This is a genomic window from Ferrovibrio sp. (assembly GCF_041906005.1).
In the GTDB taxonomy this organism is placed as follows: domain Bacteria; phylum Pseudomonadota; class Alphaproteobacteria; order Ferrovibrionales; family Ferrovibrionaceae; genus Ferrovibrio.
On sequence record NZ_JAYRJY010000001.1, the window covers coordinates 286,620 to 302,262 of the forward strand.

The 15,643-nt window shown below is 62.8% G+C and carries 14 protein-coding genes; 8 read left to right on the top strand and 6 right to left on the bottom strand.

Going from position 1 to position 15,643, the window contains the following annotated elements; genetic code table 11:
* Nucleotides 1-31 precede the first annotated feature (31 nt).
* The 3 genes from ACE3OO_RS01485 (at nucleotide 32) to ACE3OO_RS01495 (ending at nucleotide 2,807) form a co-directional block, all read left to right on the top strand.
* Entirely contained in the window at nucleotides 32-1,117 is a 1,086-nt protein-coding gene (locus ACE3OO_RS01485; protein ID WP_374299003.1) for an alkene reductase, read from the top strand.
* Nucleotides 1,118-1,254: 137 nt separating this feature from the next.
* Nucleotides 1,255-2,307 carry a type III polyketide synthase gene (locus ACE3OO_RS01490; RefSeq protein ID WP_374299005.1) on the top strand — a complete coding sequence of 351 codons (1,053 nt, stop codon included), beginning with the start codon at nucleotides 1,255-1,257 and terminating at the stop codon, nucleotides 2,305-2,307.
* The gene (locus tag ACE3OO_RS01495) at nucleotides 2,304-2,807 is read left to right on the top strand and encodes an isoprenylcysteine carboxyl methyltransferase family protein (RefSeq protein ID WP_374299007.1); all 504 of its coding nucleotides are present in this window, start codon (nucleotides 2,304-2,306) and stop codon (nucleotides 2,805-2,807) included. The genes ACE3OO_RS01490 and ACE3OO_RS01495 overlap by 4 nt, the downstream gene beginning before the upstream one ends.
* Here the strand turns inward: ACE3OO_RS01495 and ACE3OO_RS01500 are convergent, their stop codons facing one another.
* Together ACE3OO_RS01500 and ggt are read right to left on the bottom strand one after the other, a co-directional pair.
* Complete coding sequence (locus ACE3OO_RS01500) at nucleotides 2,808-4,691, bottom strand: potassium transporter Kup (RefSeq protein ID WP_374299009.1); 1,884 nt, start codon at nucleotides 4,689-4,691, stop codon at nucleotides 2,808-2,810.
* A 180-nt stretch (nucleotides 4,692-4,871) separates the two neighbouring features.
* On the bottom strand, nucleotides 4,872-6,476 hold the full coding sequence (ggt, locus tag ACE3OO_RS01505) for a gamma-glutamyltransferase (protein ID WP_374299011.1): 1,605 nt from the start codon (nucleotides 6,474-6,476) through the stop codon (nucleotides 4,872-4,874).
* Nucleotides 6,477-6,811: 335 nt separating this feature from the next.
* Here ggt and ACE3OO_RS01510 point away from each other — a divergent pair, with 335 nt between their 5' ends.
* Complete coding sequence (locus tag ACE3OO_RS01510) at nucleotides 6,812-7,534, top strand: Crp/Fnr family transcriptional regulator (protein WP_374299013.1); 723 nt, start codon at nucleotides 6,812-6,814, stop codon at nucleotides 7,532-7,534.
* 159 nt (nucleotides 7,535-7,693) lie between these two features.
* Here ACE3OO_RS01510 and ACE3OO_RS01515 read toward each other — a convergent pair whose 3' ends face one another.
* From ACE3OO_RS01515 to ACE3OO_RS01525, 3 genes are all read right to left on the bottom strand, one after another.
* Nucleotides 7,694-8,071: a response regulator transcription factor gene (locus tag ACE3OO_RS01515; RefSeq protein WP_374299015.1), complete on the bottom strand. Its 378-nt coding sequence runs from the start codon at nucleotides 8,069-8,071 to the stop codon at nucleotides 7,694-7,696.
* 87 nt (nucleotides 8,072-8,158) lie between these two features.
* Nucleotides 8,159-8,776, bottom strand: a complete 618-nt coding sequence (locus tag ACE3OO_RS01520) for a response regulator transcription factor (RefSeq protein ID WP_374299017.1) — start codon at nucleotides 8,774-8,776, stop codon at nucleotides 8,159-8,161.
* The gene (locus tag ACE3OO_RS01525) at nucleotides 8,773-10,113 is read right to left on the bottom strand and encodes a nitrogen regulation protein NR(II) (RefSeq protein WP_374299019.1); all 1,341 of its coding nucleotides are present in this window, start codon (nucleotides 10,111-10,113) and stop codon (nucleotides 8,773-8,775) included. Before ACE3OO_RS01525 ends, ACE3OO_RS01520 begins: the two co-directional genes overlap by 4 nt.
* Before the next feature lie 313 nt (nucleotides 10,114-10,426).
* Between ACE3OO_RS01525 and ACE3OO_RS01530 the strand changes: the two genes are divergently transcribed.
* From ACE3OO_RS01530 to ACE3OO_RS01545, 4 genes are all read left to right on the top strand, one after another.
* Nucleotides 10,427-11,134, top strand: a complete 708-nt coding sequence (locus tag ACE3OO_RS01530; RefSeq protein ID WP_374299021.1) for a flagellar hook assembly protein FlgD — start codon at nucleotides 10,427-10,429, stop codon at nucleotides 11,132-11,134.
* Between the two features lie 7 nt (nucleotides 11,135-11,141).
* Entirely contained in the window at nucleotides 11,142-11,894 is a 753-nt protein-coding gene (locus ACE3OO_RS01535) for a hypothetical protein (RefSeq protein WP_374299023.1), read from the top strand.
* A gap of 159 nt (nucleotides 11,895-12,053) precedes the next feature.
* Nucleotides 12,054-12,779, top strand: a complete 726-nt coding sequence (locus tag ACE3OO_RS01540; RefSeq protein ID WP_374299025.1) for a response regulator — start codon at nucleotides 12,054-12,056, stop codon at nucleotides 12,777-12,779.
* Nucleotides 12,780-14,327 (top strand): sensor histidine kinase, encoded by a 1,548-nt coding sequence (locus ACE3OO_RS01545; protein ID WP_374299026.1) that lies wholly within the window; start codon nucleotides 12,780-12,782, stop codon nucleotides 14,325-14,327.
* A gap of 23 nt (nucleotides 14,328-14,350) precedes the next feature.
* On the opposite strand, the gene ACE3OO_RS01550 is transcribed toward ACE3OO_RS01545, so the two are convergent.
* A complete protein-coding gene (locus tag ACE3OO_RS01550; protein ID WP_374299028.1) occupies nucleotides 14,351-15,208 on the bottom strand; it encodes a flagellar hook basal-body protein in 858 nt (285 codons plus the stop codon).
* Nucleotides 15,209-15,643 lie beyond the last annotated feature (435 nt).

The following is a 15,643-nucleotide window of genomic DNA, read 5'->3' on the forward strand; positions in this document are numbered from 1 at the left end:
CTTCCGCTCCTCCCAGCCAACGGATTTTCACATGACCGGTCTGTTTGATTCCCATCGCATGGGCCAGCTCACGCTGGCCAACCGCATCGTCATGGCCCCGCTGACGCGCAACCGCGCCGGCGCCGGCAACGTGCCCACCGCGCTCACTGCCGAATATTATGCCCAGCGCGCGGGCGCCGGCCTGATCGTGGCCGAGGCCAGCCAGGTCTGCCCCGAAGGCCAGGGTTATCAGGATACGCCCGGCATTCACAGCGACGCTCAGGTGGCGGCGTGGAAACAGGTGACCGATGCCGTGCATGCGCGCGGCGGCAAGATCTTCCTGCAGCTCTGGCATGTCGGCCGCATCAGCCATGTCTCGCTGCAGCCCAACGGCCAGGCCCCGGTGGCGCCGTCAGCGATCCGCGCCAACTCCAAGACCTTCGTGAATGGCGGCTTCACCGATGTTTCCGAGCCACGCGCCTTGCGACTGGACGAGTTGCCCGGCATCGTCGCCGCCTATCGCAAGGGCGCGGCGAATGCGATCAGGGCCGGTTTCGACGGCGTCGAGATCCACGGCGCCAACGGTTATCTGCTTGATCAGTTCCTGCGTGACGGCAGCAACAAACGCACGGATGAATACGGCGGCAGCATCGAGAACCGCGCCCGCCTGATGCTGGAAGTGGCGGCCGCCATCGTGGCCGAGATCGGCGCCGAACGCACCGGCATCCGCCTGTCGCCCGTTACGCCGGCGAACGATGCCAGCGACAGCAATCCGCAGCCGGTGTTCAACCATGTGGTCGAACAGCTCGACAAGCTGAATCTCGTTTATATCCACGTGATCGAGGGTGCCACCGGCGGCGACCGCAATTTCGGCGCCGGCTTCGACTACGAGGCCCTGCGCAAGCGATTCCGCAATACCTGGATCGTCAATAACGGTTACACGCTGGAAACCGCGCAGCAGGTGCTGGCCGAGAAGCGCGCCGATCTCGTCGCCTTTGGCCGGCCTTTCATCAGCAACCCCGATCTGGTGGAACGCCTGCGCCGCAACGCGCCGCTCAGCCCGCTGGATCGCGCCACGCTCTATGGCGGCGGCGCCAAGGGTTATACCGATTATCCGGTACTGGAAGCCGCCGAGTAATCGTCAGGCTGACGTAAGCGAAAGCCGGCCGGAGCGATTCCGGCCGGCTTTTCATTTCACCGTGATCGAACCGGGATCGGTGGAGAAAACTGCCCGCCGTCGCGTTACGCTGGGATGATCTATCTCCGAGGTCCACGATGCTTCTGCCCCACCTGGTTGCCCTTTCCGGTGCCGTGCCGCGTTTCGACCTGGACCAGGACGAGGTGGCCAGCCGCGCCGGCGCGATCTTCGCGCCGATGGTGAGCGACTTCCAGCGGCTGGCGCCGGTCTATCGCAATGCCGAGATCGAACACAGGCATTCCTGCGTGCCGATCGACTGGTACACCGATCATCACAGTTTCGCCGAACGCAACGAACTGTTCCTTGAGCATGCCACCGCCCTGCTGGCCGAGGCCGCGCGGAAGGCCCTGGATCAGGCCGGATTGCAGCCCCGCGACATCGACATGCTGATCACGGTCTGCTCGTCCGGCATCGCCACGCCCAGCCTGGATGCCCGCGTGATGCAGCGGCTGGAATTCCGCTCCGACGTGCAGCGCCTGCCGATCTTTGGGCTGGGTTGCGCCGGCGGCGTGCTGGGGCTCTCGCGCGCCGCGGCGCTGGCCCGCGCCATGCCGGACTCGCGCGTGATGCTGCTGGCTGTCGAACTCTGCGGCCTGACCTTCCGCCAGCAGGACCGTTCAAAGAGCAACATCATCGCCACCGCCCTGTTTGGCGACGGCGCGGCGGCGGCCATCGTCAGTTGCCGGCCCGAGCATGCCGGCGGCCCAGCCATCGGTGCCGCCGCCGAGCACACCTGGCCCCACAGCCTGGGCGTGATGGGCTGGGACGTGCTGGATGACGGGCTGAAGGTGGTGTTCTCGGGCAGCATTCCCGATCTGGTGCGCAACGACCTGCGGCCGGTGGTGGACGGTTTTCTCGCGCGCCAGGGCCTGGGACCGGGCGATATCGCAGGTTATGTCTGCCATCCCGGCGGTGCCAAGGTGATCGACGCCCTGGAATACTGTTTCGACCTGCCGCCGCGCAGCATGAAGGCTGCACGCGACATTCTGCGGCGGCATGGCAACATGTCGTCGGTGACAGTGCTGTTCGTGTTGCAGGAAACCCTCGCACAGGGTGCCCATGGCCGGCATCTGCTGACCGCGCTTGGCCCCGGCTTCACCGCCGCCATGCTGCTGATGGACCTGCCATGACCGTGCTGTATTGGGTGCTGGCCTTCGTGGTGCTGCAAAGGCTGGCCGAGCTGGCCTGGGCGGCGCGCAATACCAGACGGCTGCTGGCGCGCGGCGGCCGCGAAGTAGGCGCGAGGCATTATCCATTGTTCGTGTTGCTGCATGCCTCCTGGCTGGTCGCCATCGCCCTGACCATACCGGCCGATACCGTGCCGCACTGGCCGCTGCTGGGGCTGTTTGCGCTGCTGCAGCTTGGCCGCATCTGGGTGATCGCCACGCTGGGCTCCTACTGGACGACGCGCATCATCACGCTGGATGACGCGCCGCTGGTGCGGCGCGGTCCGTTCCGTTTCCTGCGCCATCCGAATTACTGGGTGGTCGCCGGCGAGATCGCCGTGCTGCCGCTGGCCTTCGGCGCCTGGCCGGTGGCACTGATCTGGAGTCTGCTCAACGCGCTGCTGCTGCGTCACCGCATCCGCATCGAGGAGAGCACCCTGCAACCCCGCGCCGGGCTGTCCTGATCAGATCTCGATCTGGCAGCCAACCTCGACCACACGGTCGGTGGGCAGGTTGAAGAACTCCATCGCCGTGTTGGCGTTGCGCGACATCCAGGCGAACAGCACCTCGCGCCACAGCATCATGCCCGGCCGCGCGCTGGTCGGCACGATGGTTTCACGGCTGAGGAAGTACGACGTCTCGAACGGAACGAATGGCAGGCCGTGCTTCTCGCCCAGCCGGAGCGCCGCCGGCACATCGGGATGTTCCATGAAGCCGTAATGGATGAAAACACGCCAGAAACCCTGCCCAAGGTCGCGCACCTCCAGCCGTTCCTTGCGCGACACAAATGGACGATCGGCGATGGCCACGGTGAGCAGCACGTTACGGGCATGCAGCACCTTGTTGTGTTTCATGTTGTGCATCATCGCATGCGGAATGCCGTCGCTGGTGCCGGTCATGTAGACCGCCGTGCCGGGCACACGATGAGCCGATTTGGCGCCTGACTTCAGGAACAGATCAACCGGCAAGGCCTCGCTGCGCAGGCGGCCGAACAGCAGGCCACGACCGCGTTTCCAGGTGACCAGCATGGTGAAGATGAACAGCCCCACCACCAGCGGGAACCAGCCGCCATGGGGAATCTTCACGGCATTGGCCAGGAAATACACAAGGTCGACAAACAGGAATACCGCCACCAGCGCACCCATCAGCAGCCGGTTTCCCTGCCACTGCTTGAACATCAGGATGGCAAACATCAGCGTCACGATCAGCATCGTGCCGGTAACGGCGATGCCATAGGCCGAGGCCAGGTTGCTGGACGAATGGAAACCCAGCACCAGCAGGGCCACGAAAAAGGCCAGCGACCAGTTGATGAAGGGCATGTAGATCTGCCCCCGCTCATCCGATGAGGTGTGCAGCACGCGCAGGCGTGGCAGGAAACCCAACAGGATGGCCTGCTGCGTCACCGAGAAGGCGCCGGTGATCACGGCCTGCGACGCGATCACGGTGGCCAGCGTCGCCAGCACGATCAGCGGCAGCAATGCCCAGCCGGGCGCGAGGGCGAAGAAGGGATTGTCGACCGAGCCGCTTTCGAGCAGCAGCGCGCCCTGGCCGAAATAATTCAGCAGCAGAGCGGGCAGCACGAAGCCGAACCAGGCGAGCCGGATCGGCCGACGACCGAAATGCCCCATATCGGCATACAGTGCCTCGGCGCCGGTGACGGCCAGAACGACCGAACCGAGAGCGAGGAAAGCCGTCCAGCCATCCAGCAGGAAGAACTGCAACGCATAATAGGGATTGAGCGCGAGCAGCACGGTGGGCTGACGTGCGATCCCCATGATGCCCATGGCGGCCAATGACAGGAACCACAGGACCATGATCGGACCGAACAGCATGCCGACGCGGGCGGTACCGCGGCGCTGGAACATGAACAGGGCCAGCAGAATAGCCAGTGTGATCGGTTCCACCGCGTGAGAGAGATGGGGTGTTGCCAGCTCCAGGCCCTCCACCGCACTGAGCACGGAAATCGCCGGCGTGATCATGCTGTCGCCATAGAACAAGGCAGCGGCAAAGATGCCCAGGATGGCGACCACGCCCGACAGGCGCGTCCCCTGGGTGACACGATCGACCAGCGCCAGCAGTGCCAGGCTGCCACCCTCCCCCTTGTTGTCAGCCCGCAGGATAAAGATCACGTACTTGATCGAGACGACCAGCATCACCGACCAGAAAACCAGCGAGAGGATGCCGAAGACATGCGCCTGATCGGTGGCCAGCGGATGCGGCCCAAAGAAGCTTTCCTTCATGGCGTAAAGCGGACTGGTGCCGATATCGCCGTAAACCACGCCGATGGCACCAAGCGTGAGCCTGGCCAGCGACGAACCCGCAGGGGTGCCGGTGGAAGATGGTGTCATGATGGGATCGGTGTCTGTCTGTCAGCGCCCGGCGTTACGCTTGGCAACGCGCTTTCGGCGACTCCTGTGTCAAAGACGCCGGCAGGCTGGTACGATTTCGGCAAAAGCGCAAGTGACAATTGCCCTGCATCAGCCACATTACTGGCATGCCGGATAGGAATTATATGGCATTTTAATACGTTAACGACCGATAGCGACTCCTTCCCGTCGCGGATCGGCACCCCCGACCAGCTTGTCGGGCCATACTTCGATACCCTGCAAACCGCTGCCCAGCTCGCCGACGCTCACCTTGTGGCCAAGCTGGCGCATCGTGTCGGCCATGGTCGCCAGCGGCGTATCTGCTTCCAGTTCCAGGCCGGCATTGCGATCGATGAAATGCGGCTGGGCAACGGCCTGCTGGATATCCATCTGCCAGTCCAGCACGCCGATCACGGTCTGCATCACATAGCCGATGATGCGGCTGCCGCCCGGCGAGCCGACCACCAGTCGCAACGAACCATCGCCATTGAAAGCCACCACCGGCGCCATCGAACTGCGCGGCCGCTTGCCGGGTTCAATGCGGTTGGCGACCGGCTGACCATTGCTGGCCGCATCGGCGGAGAAATCGGTGAGCTGGTTGTTGAGCAGGAAACCACGCACCATCTGGCGTGAGCCGAACACATTTTCGATGGTGACGGTCATCGACACGGCGTTGCGCTGGCTGTCGACGATCGAGACATGGCTGGTGGACGGCAGTTCAATCGCGGTGTCACGGCCGTAGAGCAGGCCCTGCTTCTGCGGCGGCTCGCCGGCCGCTGCCGGTTGCGGCGAAATCTGGCCCGGTCGGATCAGTGCAGCGCGGTCACGCAGATAGCCCTTGTCGAGCAGGCCCGCCAGCGGCAGGCGTACATGATCGGGATCGCCGATATAGAAATCGCGGTCCGCATAAGCCAGGCGGCTGGCCTGGGCGATGATATCGATAGCCTCGGCCCCATCGGGCTGCAACCTGGCCAGATCGAACTGCGCCAGCATGCCCAGCATCTGCAACATCGCGATGCTGGAGGATGGCGGCGGCATGGTGCAAACGTGATACACACGATAAGCGATGCAGGAAGGGTCGCGTTCGACAGCGCGATAAGTGGCAAGGTCGGCCATACTGATGGCACCAGGATTGGACGCGTTGCGCACAGCCGCCACGATATCGGCCGCAATCTCGCCTGCATAAAAAGCCAACGTGCCTTCTCTCGCAACGCGGCGCAGCGTATCGGCCAATGGCTGGTTCACCAGCAAGCTGCCGACCGGCTTCGGGCTGCCATCGGCCTGATAGAACAATTCGCGCGCGGCGGCATTTTCACGCAGGCGACGGTCCTGCGCCAGCAAGGCATGCAGTCGTGGCGAAATGGGGAACCCGCGTTCGGCCATGCGGATGGCGGGATCGAACAGTCGCGCCCAGGGCAGGCGGCCGTATTCCCCATGCACCAGCTCAAACATGCGCAGCAAGCCCGGCACGCCGACCGACGCACCGCCGACCACCGCATCAAGGAACGGCTTCTTCTTCCCGGCGGCATCATAGAACAGGTTGCGGTCGACTCCGGCCGGCGCCGTCTCGCGGCCATCGAAGGCGCGCAACCGTTTCGCAGCGGCATCCCAGACCAGCATGAAACCGCCGCCGCCGATCCCCGAGGATTGCGGCTCGACCAGGTTCAGCACCAGCGACGTGGCGATGGCCGCATCCACGGCCGAGCCTCCCTCCGCCATGATCTGCGCACCAGCCTGGGCTGCCAACGGATTGGCCGCCGCAGCCATGTAGTGGCTGGTTTGGTTTGCGGATTTCTCGACCCGGCCGGTCTGCGCCTCGGGTGCAATATTTTCGTATGCAGGGGGCGCGGCAGGCTGCGGCTGAGCTGCTGTGCGCTGCACAAAAACAGGGAGCAGAATTGCTGCGGTCAGGACCGCGATTCCGTGCTTTAATATTTTCCGCGTACCCATTCCGCTCACCCGGCCGATAACAATTCCGTAATGATAGAGCCATCCCGGCATCAGGAATAGGTAGTTCCCCTTAGGTAGAAGACCGGGATTATCCGAAGGCCGCGATTCCGGTAGGTCTCTTGCGTCAACGCAAACAGGCGGGGGATATCACGATGGCCATAGCACACGCAGTCCAGCAGCACAGCGACCTGCCTCGTGTCCGGCCGGCCATGCCGCTGCCACGCAAGGCCGACACAGGTGTCGTCCCTCTCCTGCCCGGCATCGCCACCGAGCTGCACCGGATCGGCACCCCTGTGGCTGCGACACGCGGCGAAGAGGTCTGTGCCGCCGGCTCGCCAGCCGATTATGTTTACAAAGTGGTGGATGGCACGCTGCGGGTTTCGCGGCTGCTGCCCGATGGCCGCCGCCATATCGCCAGTTTCCTGATGAAGGGCGACTTCTTCGGTTTTGCCGATTTGGGCGATTACAGCTATTCCCTTGAAGCCCTGAGCGACTGCGCCCTGATCCGCTACCCGCGCCGCCGTTTCGATGCGGTGCTGGAAGCCGACCCCCAGGCCGGTCGGCAGATGTTCCGCCTGCTCTGCCGGCAGTTCAATGCCGCCAACGAACTGCTGATGACGCTCAGCCGCAAGACCGCCGCCGAGCGCCTGGCCACCTTCCTGCTCACCATGATCGGCCGCCAGGGCGGGACCGACAGCCGCCACGTAATGCTGGCCATGCCGCGCGTCGACATTGCCGACCACCTGGGCCTGACCATTGAAACGGTCAGCCGCGTGGTGACCCAGCTGCGGCGGCAGCGCCTGATCGACCTGCGCGGCAGCAATGAAGTGGCGATCCTGAATCCCGATGGCCTGGAAGACCTGGCGGGCGACTGATCCCCCTCCCCAGTCCCCGCTTCCATCCAGGTTCCTGCGGCAGCGCCCGGCGCTGCCGCATTTTTTTGTACCCAGGTCTTTGTGGCCGGCCCGGCCGGGCGACAAAAAAGGCCGCGACCGGATCGGGCGCAGCCTTGAAGAAAACGGCCAACCGGTCGGTTAATGCGGAGCGAGGGCCTGTTCGATTGTCTGGAACAGCGTGGCATGGGACAGCGGCTTGTCGAGCAGCGCCAAAGCCCCCAACTCGGAGGCCTGATTCTGCAGGGCGGCGTCGCGCTTGCCCGTGATCAGGATCGTGGCCGCTTCCTTGCCGCGCTCGCGCATGGCCTGCATCAACTGGATCCCGGTCATGTTGGGCATGTGGACATCCAGGATCAGGCAGCAGCGCGACAAATCGGGATCGGCAGCCAGGAACTGCTCGCCAGACCCGAAATCCCGCACGGCATAGCGTCGCACCTGCAACAACGCCTTCAGCGAGTCGCGGACGACGTCGTCATCGTCGATGACATAGATGAGGGTTTCGGGCTGGTTTGCCATGATGATCAGAAGATACCGGCCCGCCTCAGCATTACAATTAAGGAACTCTACCTAAGGCGCTCAGGATGCATTCCCCGCACCGCCGCCCTAGTCCGTGCCGGAAAAGCCGGCTGCCAAAGCCATCCGGATCAGATGCGACAGACTGTCGGCATTCATTTTCTTCATCAGATTGGCACGGTGGATTTCTACCGTACGCGGACTGATGCTCAACTGAAAGGCGATCACCTTGTTGGGGTTGCCGATGATCAACTGCTGCAGGATATCGCGCTCACGGCCCGTGAGGCTGGCGATACGGCTGCGGGCATCGGCCACATCCATATCGGGCAGCATCCCCGCCGGGGCGGCCTGAAGCGTTTTGGCCACCGCGTCCAGGATGGCCGTGTTGGTATAGGGTTTCTCGATGAAATCGGCAGCGCCGGCCTTCATCGCACGCACTGCCAACGGCACATCGCCATGGCCGGTCACCACGATCACCGGCAGGGTGATATTGCGGTTCCGCAGGTGCTCCAGCAGGGTCAGGCCGTCCATGCCGGGCATGCGCATGTCGATAATGGCGCAGCCGCTGGCCACCGGACGGTAGCCCAACAGGAAAGCTTCGGCTGAGGCAAAGGGCACCGCTTCCATGCCCTTTGCAAGCAGTAGAGCGGCCAGGGAATCGCGGACGAACTCGTCGTCGTCGACAATGAAAACCGTAGGCTGCGTCATGACGTCGGGGCCTCGGGCGTCACCGGCAGACGGAAGCGAAAGATCGTGCCGCCTTCGGGATTGGCCTCGGTCCAGAGCCGGCCGCCATGCGAATCGATGATCGACTGACAGATCGACAGGCCAATGCCCATGCCATCCTTCTTGCTGGTGACGAAAGGCTTGAAGAGTTTCGCGGCTATCACGGGATCGATGCCGGGACCGCTATCGACAACCTCGACCTCCTGGTAATCCCCATCATCGCGCGTGCGGATCGTCAGGTCGCGGCGTTCGGCATCGCGCAGCGCCTCGACGGCATTGCGCACCAGGTTCACCACCACCTGCTGGATCTGGATCTTATCGATCCGCACCGGCCCGAGATCATCATCGAGATCGAACCGCACCTGGATGGCGTCGATCCGGGCGCCGATGGTAGCCAGATTGCTGGCTTCGATAACCAGACGGTTCAAATCTTCCGGATTGCGCTCGACCGGGCCTTTTTCGACGAAACTGCGCAGGCGGCGGATGATCTGTCCGGCGCGTTCGGCCTGGCCTACAGCCTTGGCGATGAATTCGGGCACCTGCGGCGGCACGTCGCTGCCGGCGGTTTCCATCATCTGCCGTGCGGCCTCGGCATAGTTCATGATCGCGGTGAGCGGCTGATTGAGTTCGTGCGCCAGTGACGATGAAAGCTGGCCCATCGCGCTGAGCCGCGAGATATGCACCAGTTCGGCCGTCAAGTCGCGCACCCGTCTCTCCGTCTGCTGCCGCTCGGTAATATCGCGGATTACCCCGATGAAACCGCTGCTGCCATTCGGACCGCGCATCTCGCCGATCGACAGGTCGATGGGAAATACCGTGCCGTTCTTGTGCTGGGCCTGCACTTCGCGACCGGTGCCGATGATCTTGGCCTTGCCGGTGGAGCGATAATTGTTCAGATAACCATCGTGTTCGCGGCGATAGGGCTGCGGCATCAGGATATTGACGTTCTGCCCGGTCACCTCGACGGCGCGATAGCCGAAAATGCGTTCCGCCGCACGGTTGAACACTTCGATACGGCCTTCCGGCGTGATGGCGATGATGGCGTCATGGGCGCTGTCGATCAGGGCGCGGAAGCGTTCCGCGGCCTGCTGTTCACCTGCTTCCGGCTGTTTGCGTCCGGCGATCTCGCTGCCCGGTTCACGGCTTGGCGCAGCCGCATTCTGCCGGGCGACCATCGTCATCTGGCGCTGCAACCAGGCAAAGGCAGCGAGCAGCATGACGGTAAGGCCAAGGCCCAGCATCGGCCAGCGCCAGTTCCCACTCGTCTCCCGATAGGCGACGTAAGACAGGATCAGGCCGGTGACCGCAATAGCGGCCATAATCAGGGGGATCTGCAAACGGGGCATACTGAAATGGCTGGCTTTTCGAATCTGCGGGTCCGGTGATCGATTTGCGGTCTGCATTTTGCGTTTGTATTCACTCGATATCAACCGGCAAGGCCATTGATCCACCGGCTTTTTCCAGCTTCGGACCCGCCACCGGCCCGGCGCGCACCGTAAGCCCTGCAACAATCGCGCACTTTGTTGCGTGCGAATACTTTGTTACGCGCTGTTGCGCCGGCGTTGTTAACCTTTAATGCCCGGCCCGTGACATGAGAGCGAAAGGCGGACGATCCAGACAGGAGACTTCGCCATGGTCACATCGGTCAGTTCCACCACCGGCACGACAACCACGACCAGCAGCAGCGCATCGACCGCGCTGGCCAGCGATTTCGACACGTTCCTCACCCTGCTCACCACGCAGTTGCAGAACCAGGATCCGACCGATCCGATGGATGCCAACGAATTCACCGAGCAACTGGTGCAGTTCAGCCAGGTCGAGCAGCAGATCAACATGAACAGCAACCTGGAAACCATCATCGCCCTGCTGCAAACCCAGCAGACCAGCACCAACCTGGGCTATATCGGCAAGGTGGTGGACGTGAACAGCACCGAAGCCGAGCTGGCCGAGGGCGGCACGGTGTTCTGGTCCTACGAATTGCCCGAGGGCACGACCAGCGCGCAGTACAGCATCCTGGATGAAGACGGCAACGTGGTGCGCACTGTCAGCGCCGCCTCAGGCGATGACGGCTTCGTCACCGGCAGCCGGATCGAGATTTCCTGGGACGGCACCGATGCCAGCGGCAATGCCCTGGAGGCTGGTACCTATACTCTGCAGGTGACGGCGAAGGATTCGAGCGGTGCGGTGCTTGAAGGCACCAAGGTCTATGCCCGCGGCTATGTCGAGGCGCTTGAAACCATCGATGGCGAGCAATTCCTGATCGTTTCCGGCATGCAGGTGTCGCCCAGCGATGTGGTGGCGGTTTTCGCCACTTCTGACACCAGCAGCAGCGAAAGCTGATCCTCACATGGCACGGCCTCTGATCTTCATCGCCACCCCCTGCTATGGCGGGCAGGTGCATCAATTCTACATGCAGTCGGTGATTCAATTGATGCAGCATGCGCGCGGCAGCATGTTCGATACCACGCTGGCCTTGCTGGGCAACGACTCGCTGATCACCCGTAGCCGCAATACCCTGGTATCGGCGTTCCTGGAAATGCCGCAGGCCAGCCACCTGATGTTCATCGACGCCGACATCTCCTTCGAGCCGGCGCAGGTGGAGCGCATGCTGAAGCTGGGCGAGGATGTGGTGGCCGGCATCTACCCGTTGAAGGTGCTGGACTGGCAGAATGCCCTGCCCCTGCCCGGCCGCGCGATCATCCATGAAGAAATGGCGCTACGGTATTGCGGCGAAGCCTGCCGCGGCGAAGACGCCGAGCGGCGCGGCGAGTTCATCAGCGGCACCTATGCGGGCACCGGCTTCATGCTGATCGCCCGCGCCGCGCTGGAACGGATGATCGCAGCCTATCCTGAATTGCGTTATGGCGGCGTACATGTCTATCCGCCGACCCGGTCGAACCGGCCGCAATATGCCCTGTTCGACTGCATGATCGATCCGGATAGCGGCACGTATTTAAGCGAGGACTATGCCTTCTGTCGGCGCTGGCGCCAGATCGGCGGCAAAATCTGGCTCGACACCAAAGGCCGCCTCACTCATTCGGGCATGCACGATTTTCACGGCAACCCGGCGCCACGTTTTGCCACACCGGCGATGGCGTGATCGCCATCACCAATCCTGCACCGCGAATACCGATACAAAATTGTGGTAAATGAAATTTAACTACGGATTGCAACACAGCGTTACAAAACCGCACTTTCGCCCGGTTGCATCGGCTGGCATCATGCAGCCATAAACGGCAGCAAACGATTCCTTCCTCAGATGTCGCGTATTCCTCATATCCTCATCGTTGATGACGACCGCGAGATCCGCAATCTGCTGATGCGGTTCCTCACCGAGCATGGCTTTCGCGTCACACCGGCAGCCGATGGTCGCGGCATGCAGTCGGCGCTCAAGAATGGTCGTTTCGACCTGATCGTGCTCGATCTGATGCTGCCGGGCGAAGACGGGTTGCAGCTTTGCCGCAAGATTCGGCAGGATATGTCGATTCCCATCCTGATGCTGACCGCGCTCTCGGGCGAAGCAGACCGCATCCTGGGCCTGGAGATTGGCGCCGACGACTACCTGACCAAGCCGTTCAGCCCGCGCGAACTGGTTGCCCGCATCAAGGCGATCCTGCGTCGTGCGGCCAGTGCGAGCGATCAGGATAGCGACCGGCCACAAGCCTACAGTTTCGGCGGCTGGATTCTGGAGATCGGCAAACGGCATCTGCGTTCGCCCGATGGCGCGCTGCTGCCGCTCACTTCGGGTGAATTCGACCTGCTGATCGCCTTTGCCGAGCATCCGCAACGGGTGCTGAGCCGCGACCAATTGCTCGACCTGACCCGAGGACGCTCCACGGTCCTCTTCGACCGCAGTATCGACGTGCAGGTCAGCCGCCTGCGCAAAAAGATCGAGCTTGATCCGAATATGCCCGATCTGATCAAGACAGTGCGCAGCGGAGGCTATATCTTTACGCCAGAGGTCAAGGCCCTGCAGGCGGCATAAATGCGTCCATTCCGGCAAGCGCTGCGGCGGATCGGCAGCGATCGCATTATCTGGCGAATAGCCGGTACGATACTGCTTGCCATCCTCTGCACCCAGATCGCCACCGTGCTGCTGCTGCGCAGTACGCGACCAGGCGAAATGCCGGTCTATGCCATCACGACATTGATGGCCGAGATGCAGCGCCATATCGCCGGCCTGCCGCCCACCGAAGCCGATATCCTGCACCGCCTGTCCGATCCGGGCCTGCCGCCCGAAACCGACACGCCGTTACTGTTCCCGTTCCGTGACGTGGAGTACCGGCTGCGGCAATCCCTCGCCAGGCCACAGATTGCCGAGATCCGTATCGGCGTCGACTTCCCGCGCCGCCCTGGCGGCCGCCTGCTGTTCTGGCCCCTGCCGGTTCCGCGCATTGCCGTAGAACCGCCCGAACCCGGCCCTCCCCCACTGGCTCAATCTCCATTGGGTCCGCCACCACACGGTCCACAGCCCCCCGGTCCGCAACCGCATGGCTGGCCTCCGGGGCCGCCACCGCCGGGGGGGCCTTATGGTCCGCCGCACCCGGCATTGGGCACCGAGGATTTCCAGGTGCCCGGCATCTTCACCATCTGGGTACGCCAGGCACCGGAGGGCGAATGGCAGGCATGGCGCCCCAAGCAGAGCTTCGAGCCGATCGAACCATGGCTGTTCACCCTGCTATGGTTCGTTGTGATCGCGGCCATCATCGCCGCCCTCACCTTCTGGTCGACCTGGCGGCTGCTGCGCCCGTTGAAAGCGCTGGTGGCCACGGCCCAGGACTGGCGCGCCGGCCAGGAGCCGACGCCGCTGCCTGCCCGCGGCCCGCTGGAATTCCGCGCGATTGCCACCGCCTTCAACGACATGCAGGGCGAAATCAGCCGCTTCGTGCGCGACCGTTCGGAACTGGTGGTCGCCCTGTCGCACGATCTGCGCACGCCGCTGACACGGCTGCAACTGCGCGCCGAATATGTCGATGATGCGGAACAGCGCCAGCGCATGCTGGACGAATTGCATTTCATGGAGATGCTGACTGACCAGTTGCTCAGCTTCGCCTCCTTCAATCCGCGCAACGAGGCGATGCAGCGCGTCGATATTGCCGTGCTGTTGACCACGCTGTGTGATGATCGCAGCGATGCCGGCGCCGTGGTGGAATATGCCGGTCCAGCCCATCTGGTGGTCGAGTGCAGGCCGACCGCGATTCTGCGGGCCATGATGAACCTGGTCGAGAATGCCATCAAATACAGTGATTTCGCCTATGTCTCGCTGCAATCCGAGCCCGACGGCGTGCGCATCTTCATCCGCGACAGCGGCCCCGGCATTCCGGAAGACGAGCTGGAACGGGTATTCCAACCCTTCTACCGCGTCGATGCCTCGCGCAACCGCGAGACCGGCGGCCTGGGCATGGGCCTGAGCGTGGCCCGCGCCATCGTGCTGGAACATCGCGGCAGCATCACTCTGCGCAACCGCCAACCCCATGGGCTGGAGGTTGAAATCCATCTGCCGGCGACGCAGCACAGGCCGCTCCTCGCCTGATTTGCCCATTTGATCTGCGGGGCCTAGCCCTTCATGTCCATAGCCTTGCTCAGCATCTCGTCGGCCGCCTGAATCACTTGCGAATTCATGGAATAGGCCTGCTGGGCCACGATCAGTTTGGTCATCTGGTCAGCCGTATCGACGGTGGATAGTTCCAGCGCGCTGCCGGCGACCGTGCCAACTCCATTGGAACGCGACAGGGGATGGCCGTAAACCGCATTGCCGGAGTCTTCCGTGGCGCGGAAAGCCGTGCCATCGATGCGGTCCAGCTTGTCGGGTTCGGCAAAATTGGCCAGCAGAATCTGTCCCTGCACTGCCGTCGTGCCGTCATCGTAGCTCGCCGTGATGCTGCCGCCATCGGTGATGCTGACGCTGGTGTAACTGGCGCCGGCGGCGTTGTCGTCGGTATCCACGGTGAAGATGCGGGGCGTGCCGTTGCCGCTGGCGGGAGCCGCCATCAGGTAATAACCAGCCGCATTGACCAGCCGGCCGCTGCTGTCCACATGGAAGTCGCCCTGGCGCGTGTAATACACCGTGTTTTCAAAGCCCGTGGGCTCACCGGTTTCAGGATCGAAGCCTGTGGGCTTGGCCACGGGGAAGAACCCGTTCCCGCTGATCGCCGCCGATGTGGTGCTGGAATCGGATACCACCTGGCCCTGGGCGCGATTGAGGAAATCGGCGGAGGCCGTCACGCCCATCTGCTTCGTGCCATTCAGCACCGGACTGCCAGTGCCATAACTGCCCTGGACCATGTCGAGGAACTGGGTCGACACGGCCTTGTAGCCTGCTGTGCTGCTGTTGGCGACGTTGTCCGATATATTGCCGATCGCCATCGCCTGCGCGTTGATCGCCAATATCGCCGTGCTCATCACGCTGTTCATCGCATCTTGCTCCTGTTGGCCTGAGCCTGCGGCTCTCCAGGGCTCATAGAGCAAGGGCCGTGCCTGACGCATCGCGACATCAAACCGGCGCGCCGCAGCGCCAATCCCGCAGAAATCAAACTGCAATGCCATGCCGCCCGTGCAGGCCGCTCCAACACGCTGCAGCCGAGATCGATCCTGCTAAGTTCCTGCTGGCGCTCGCAAATTGTTCCCGTAATATTCTTTCTGATTATGATTAACGCGGCTTCATGACTTCGTCTTGTTATTAACTTTTGTAACATGAAACAGACGGGAAATAATGCGACGAAATTCGGTAAACTGAAATAAAACAAGTACTTTTTTCCCAGCAGGCAAAACCTGCCGATCTGGCGGAATGACGTCAAAGGTTAACGCCCATTCATCCTTTGGCAAGAAATCCAGCAGAATGAAGGATGT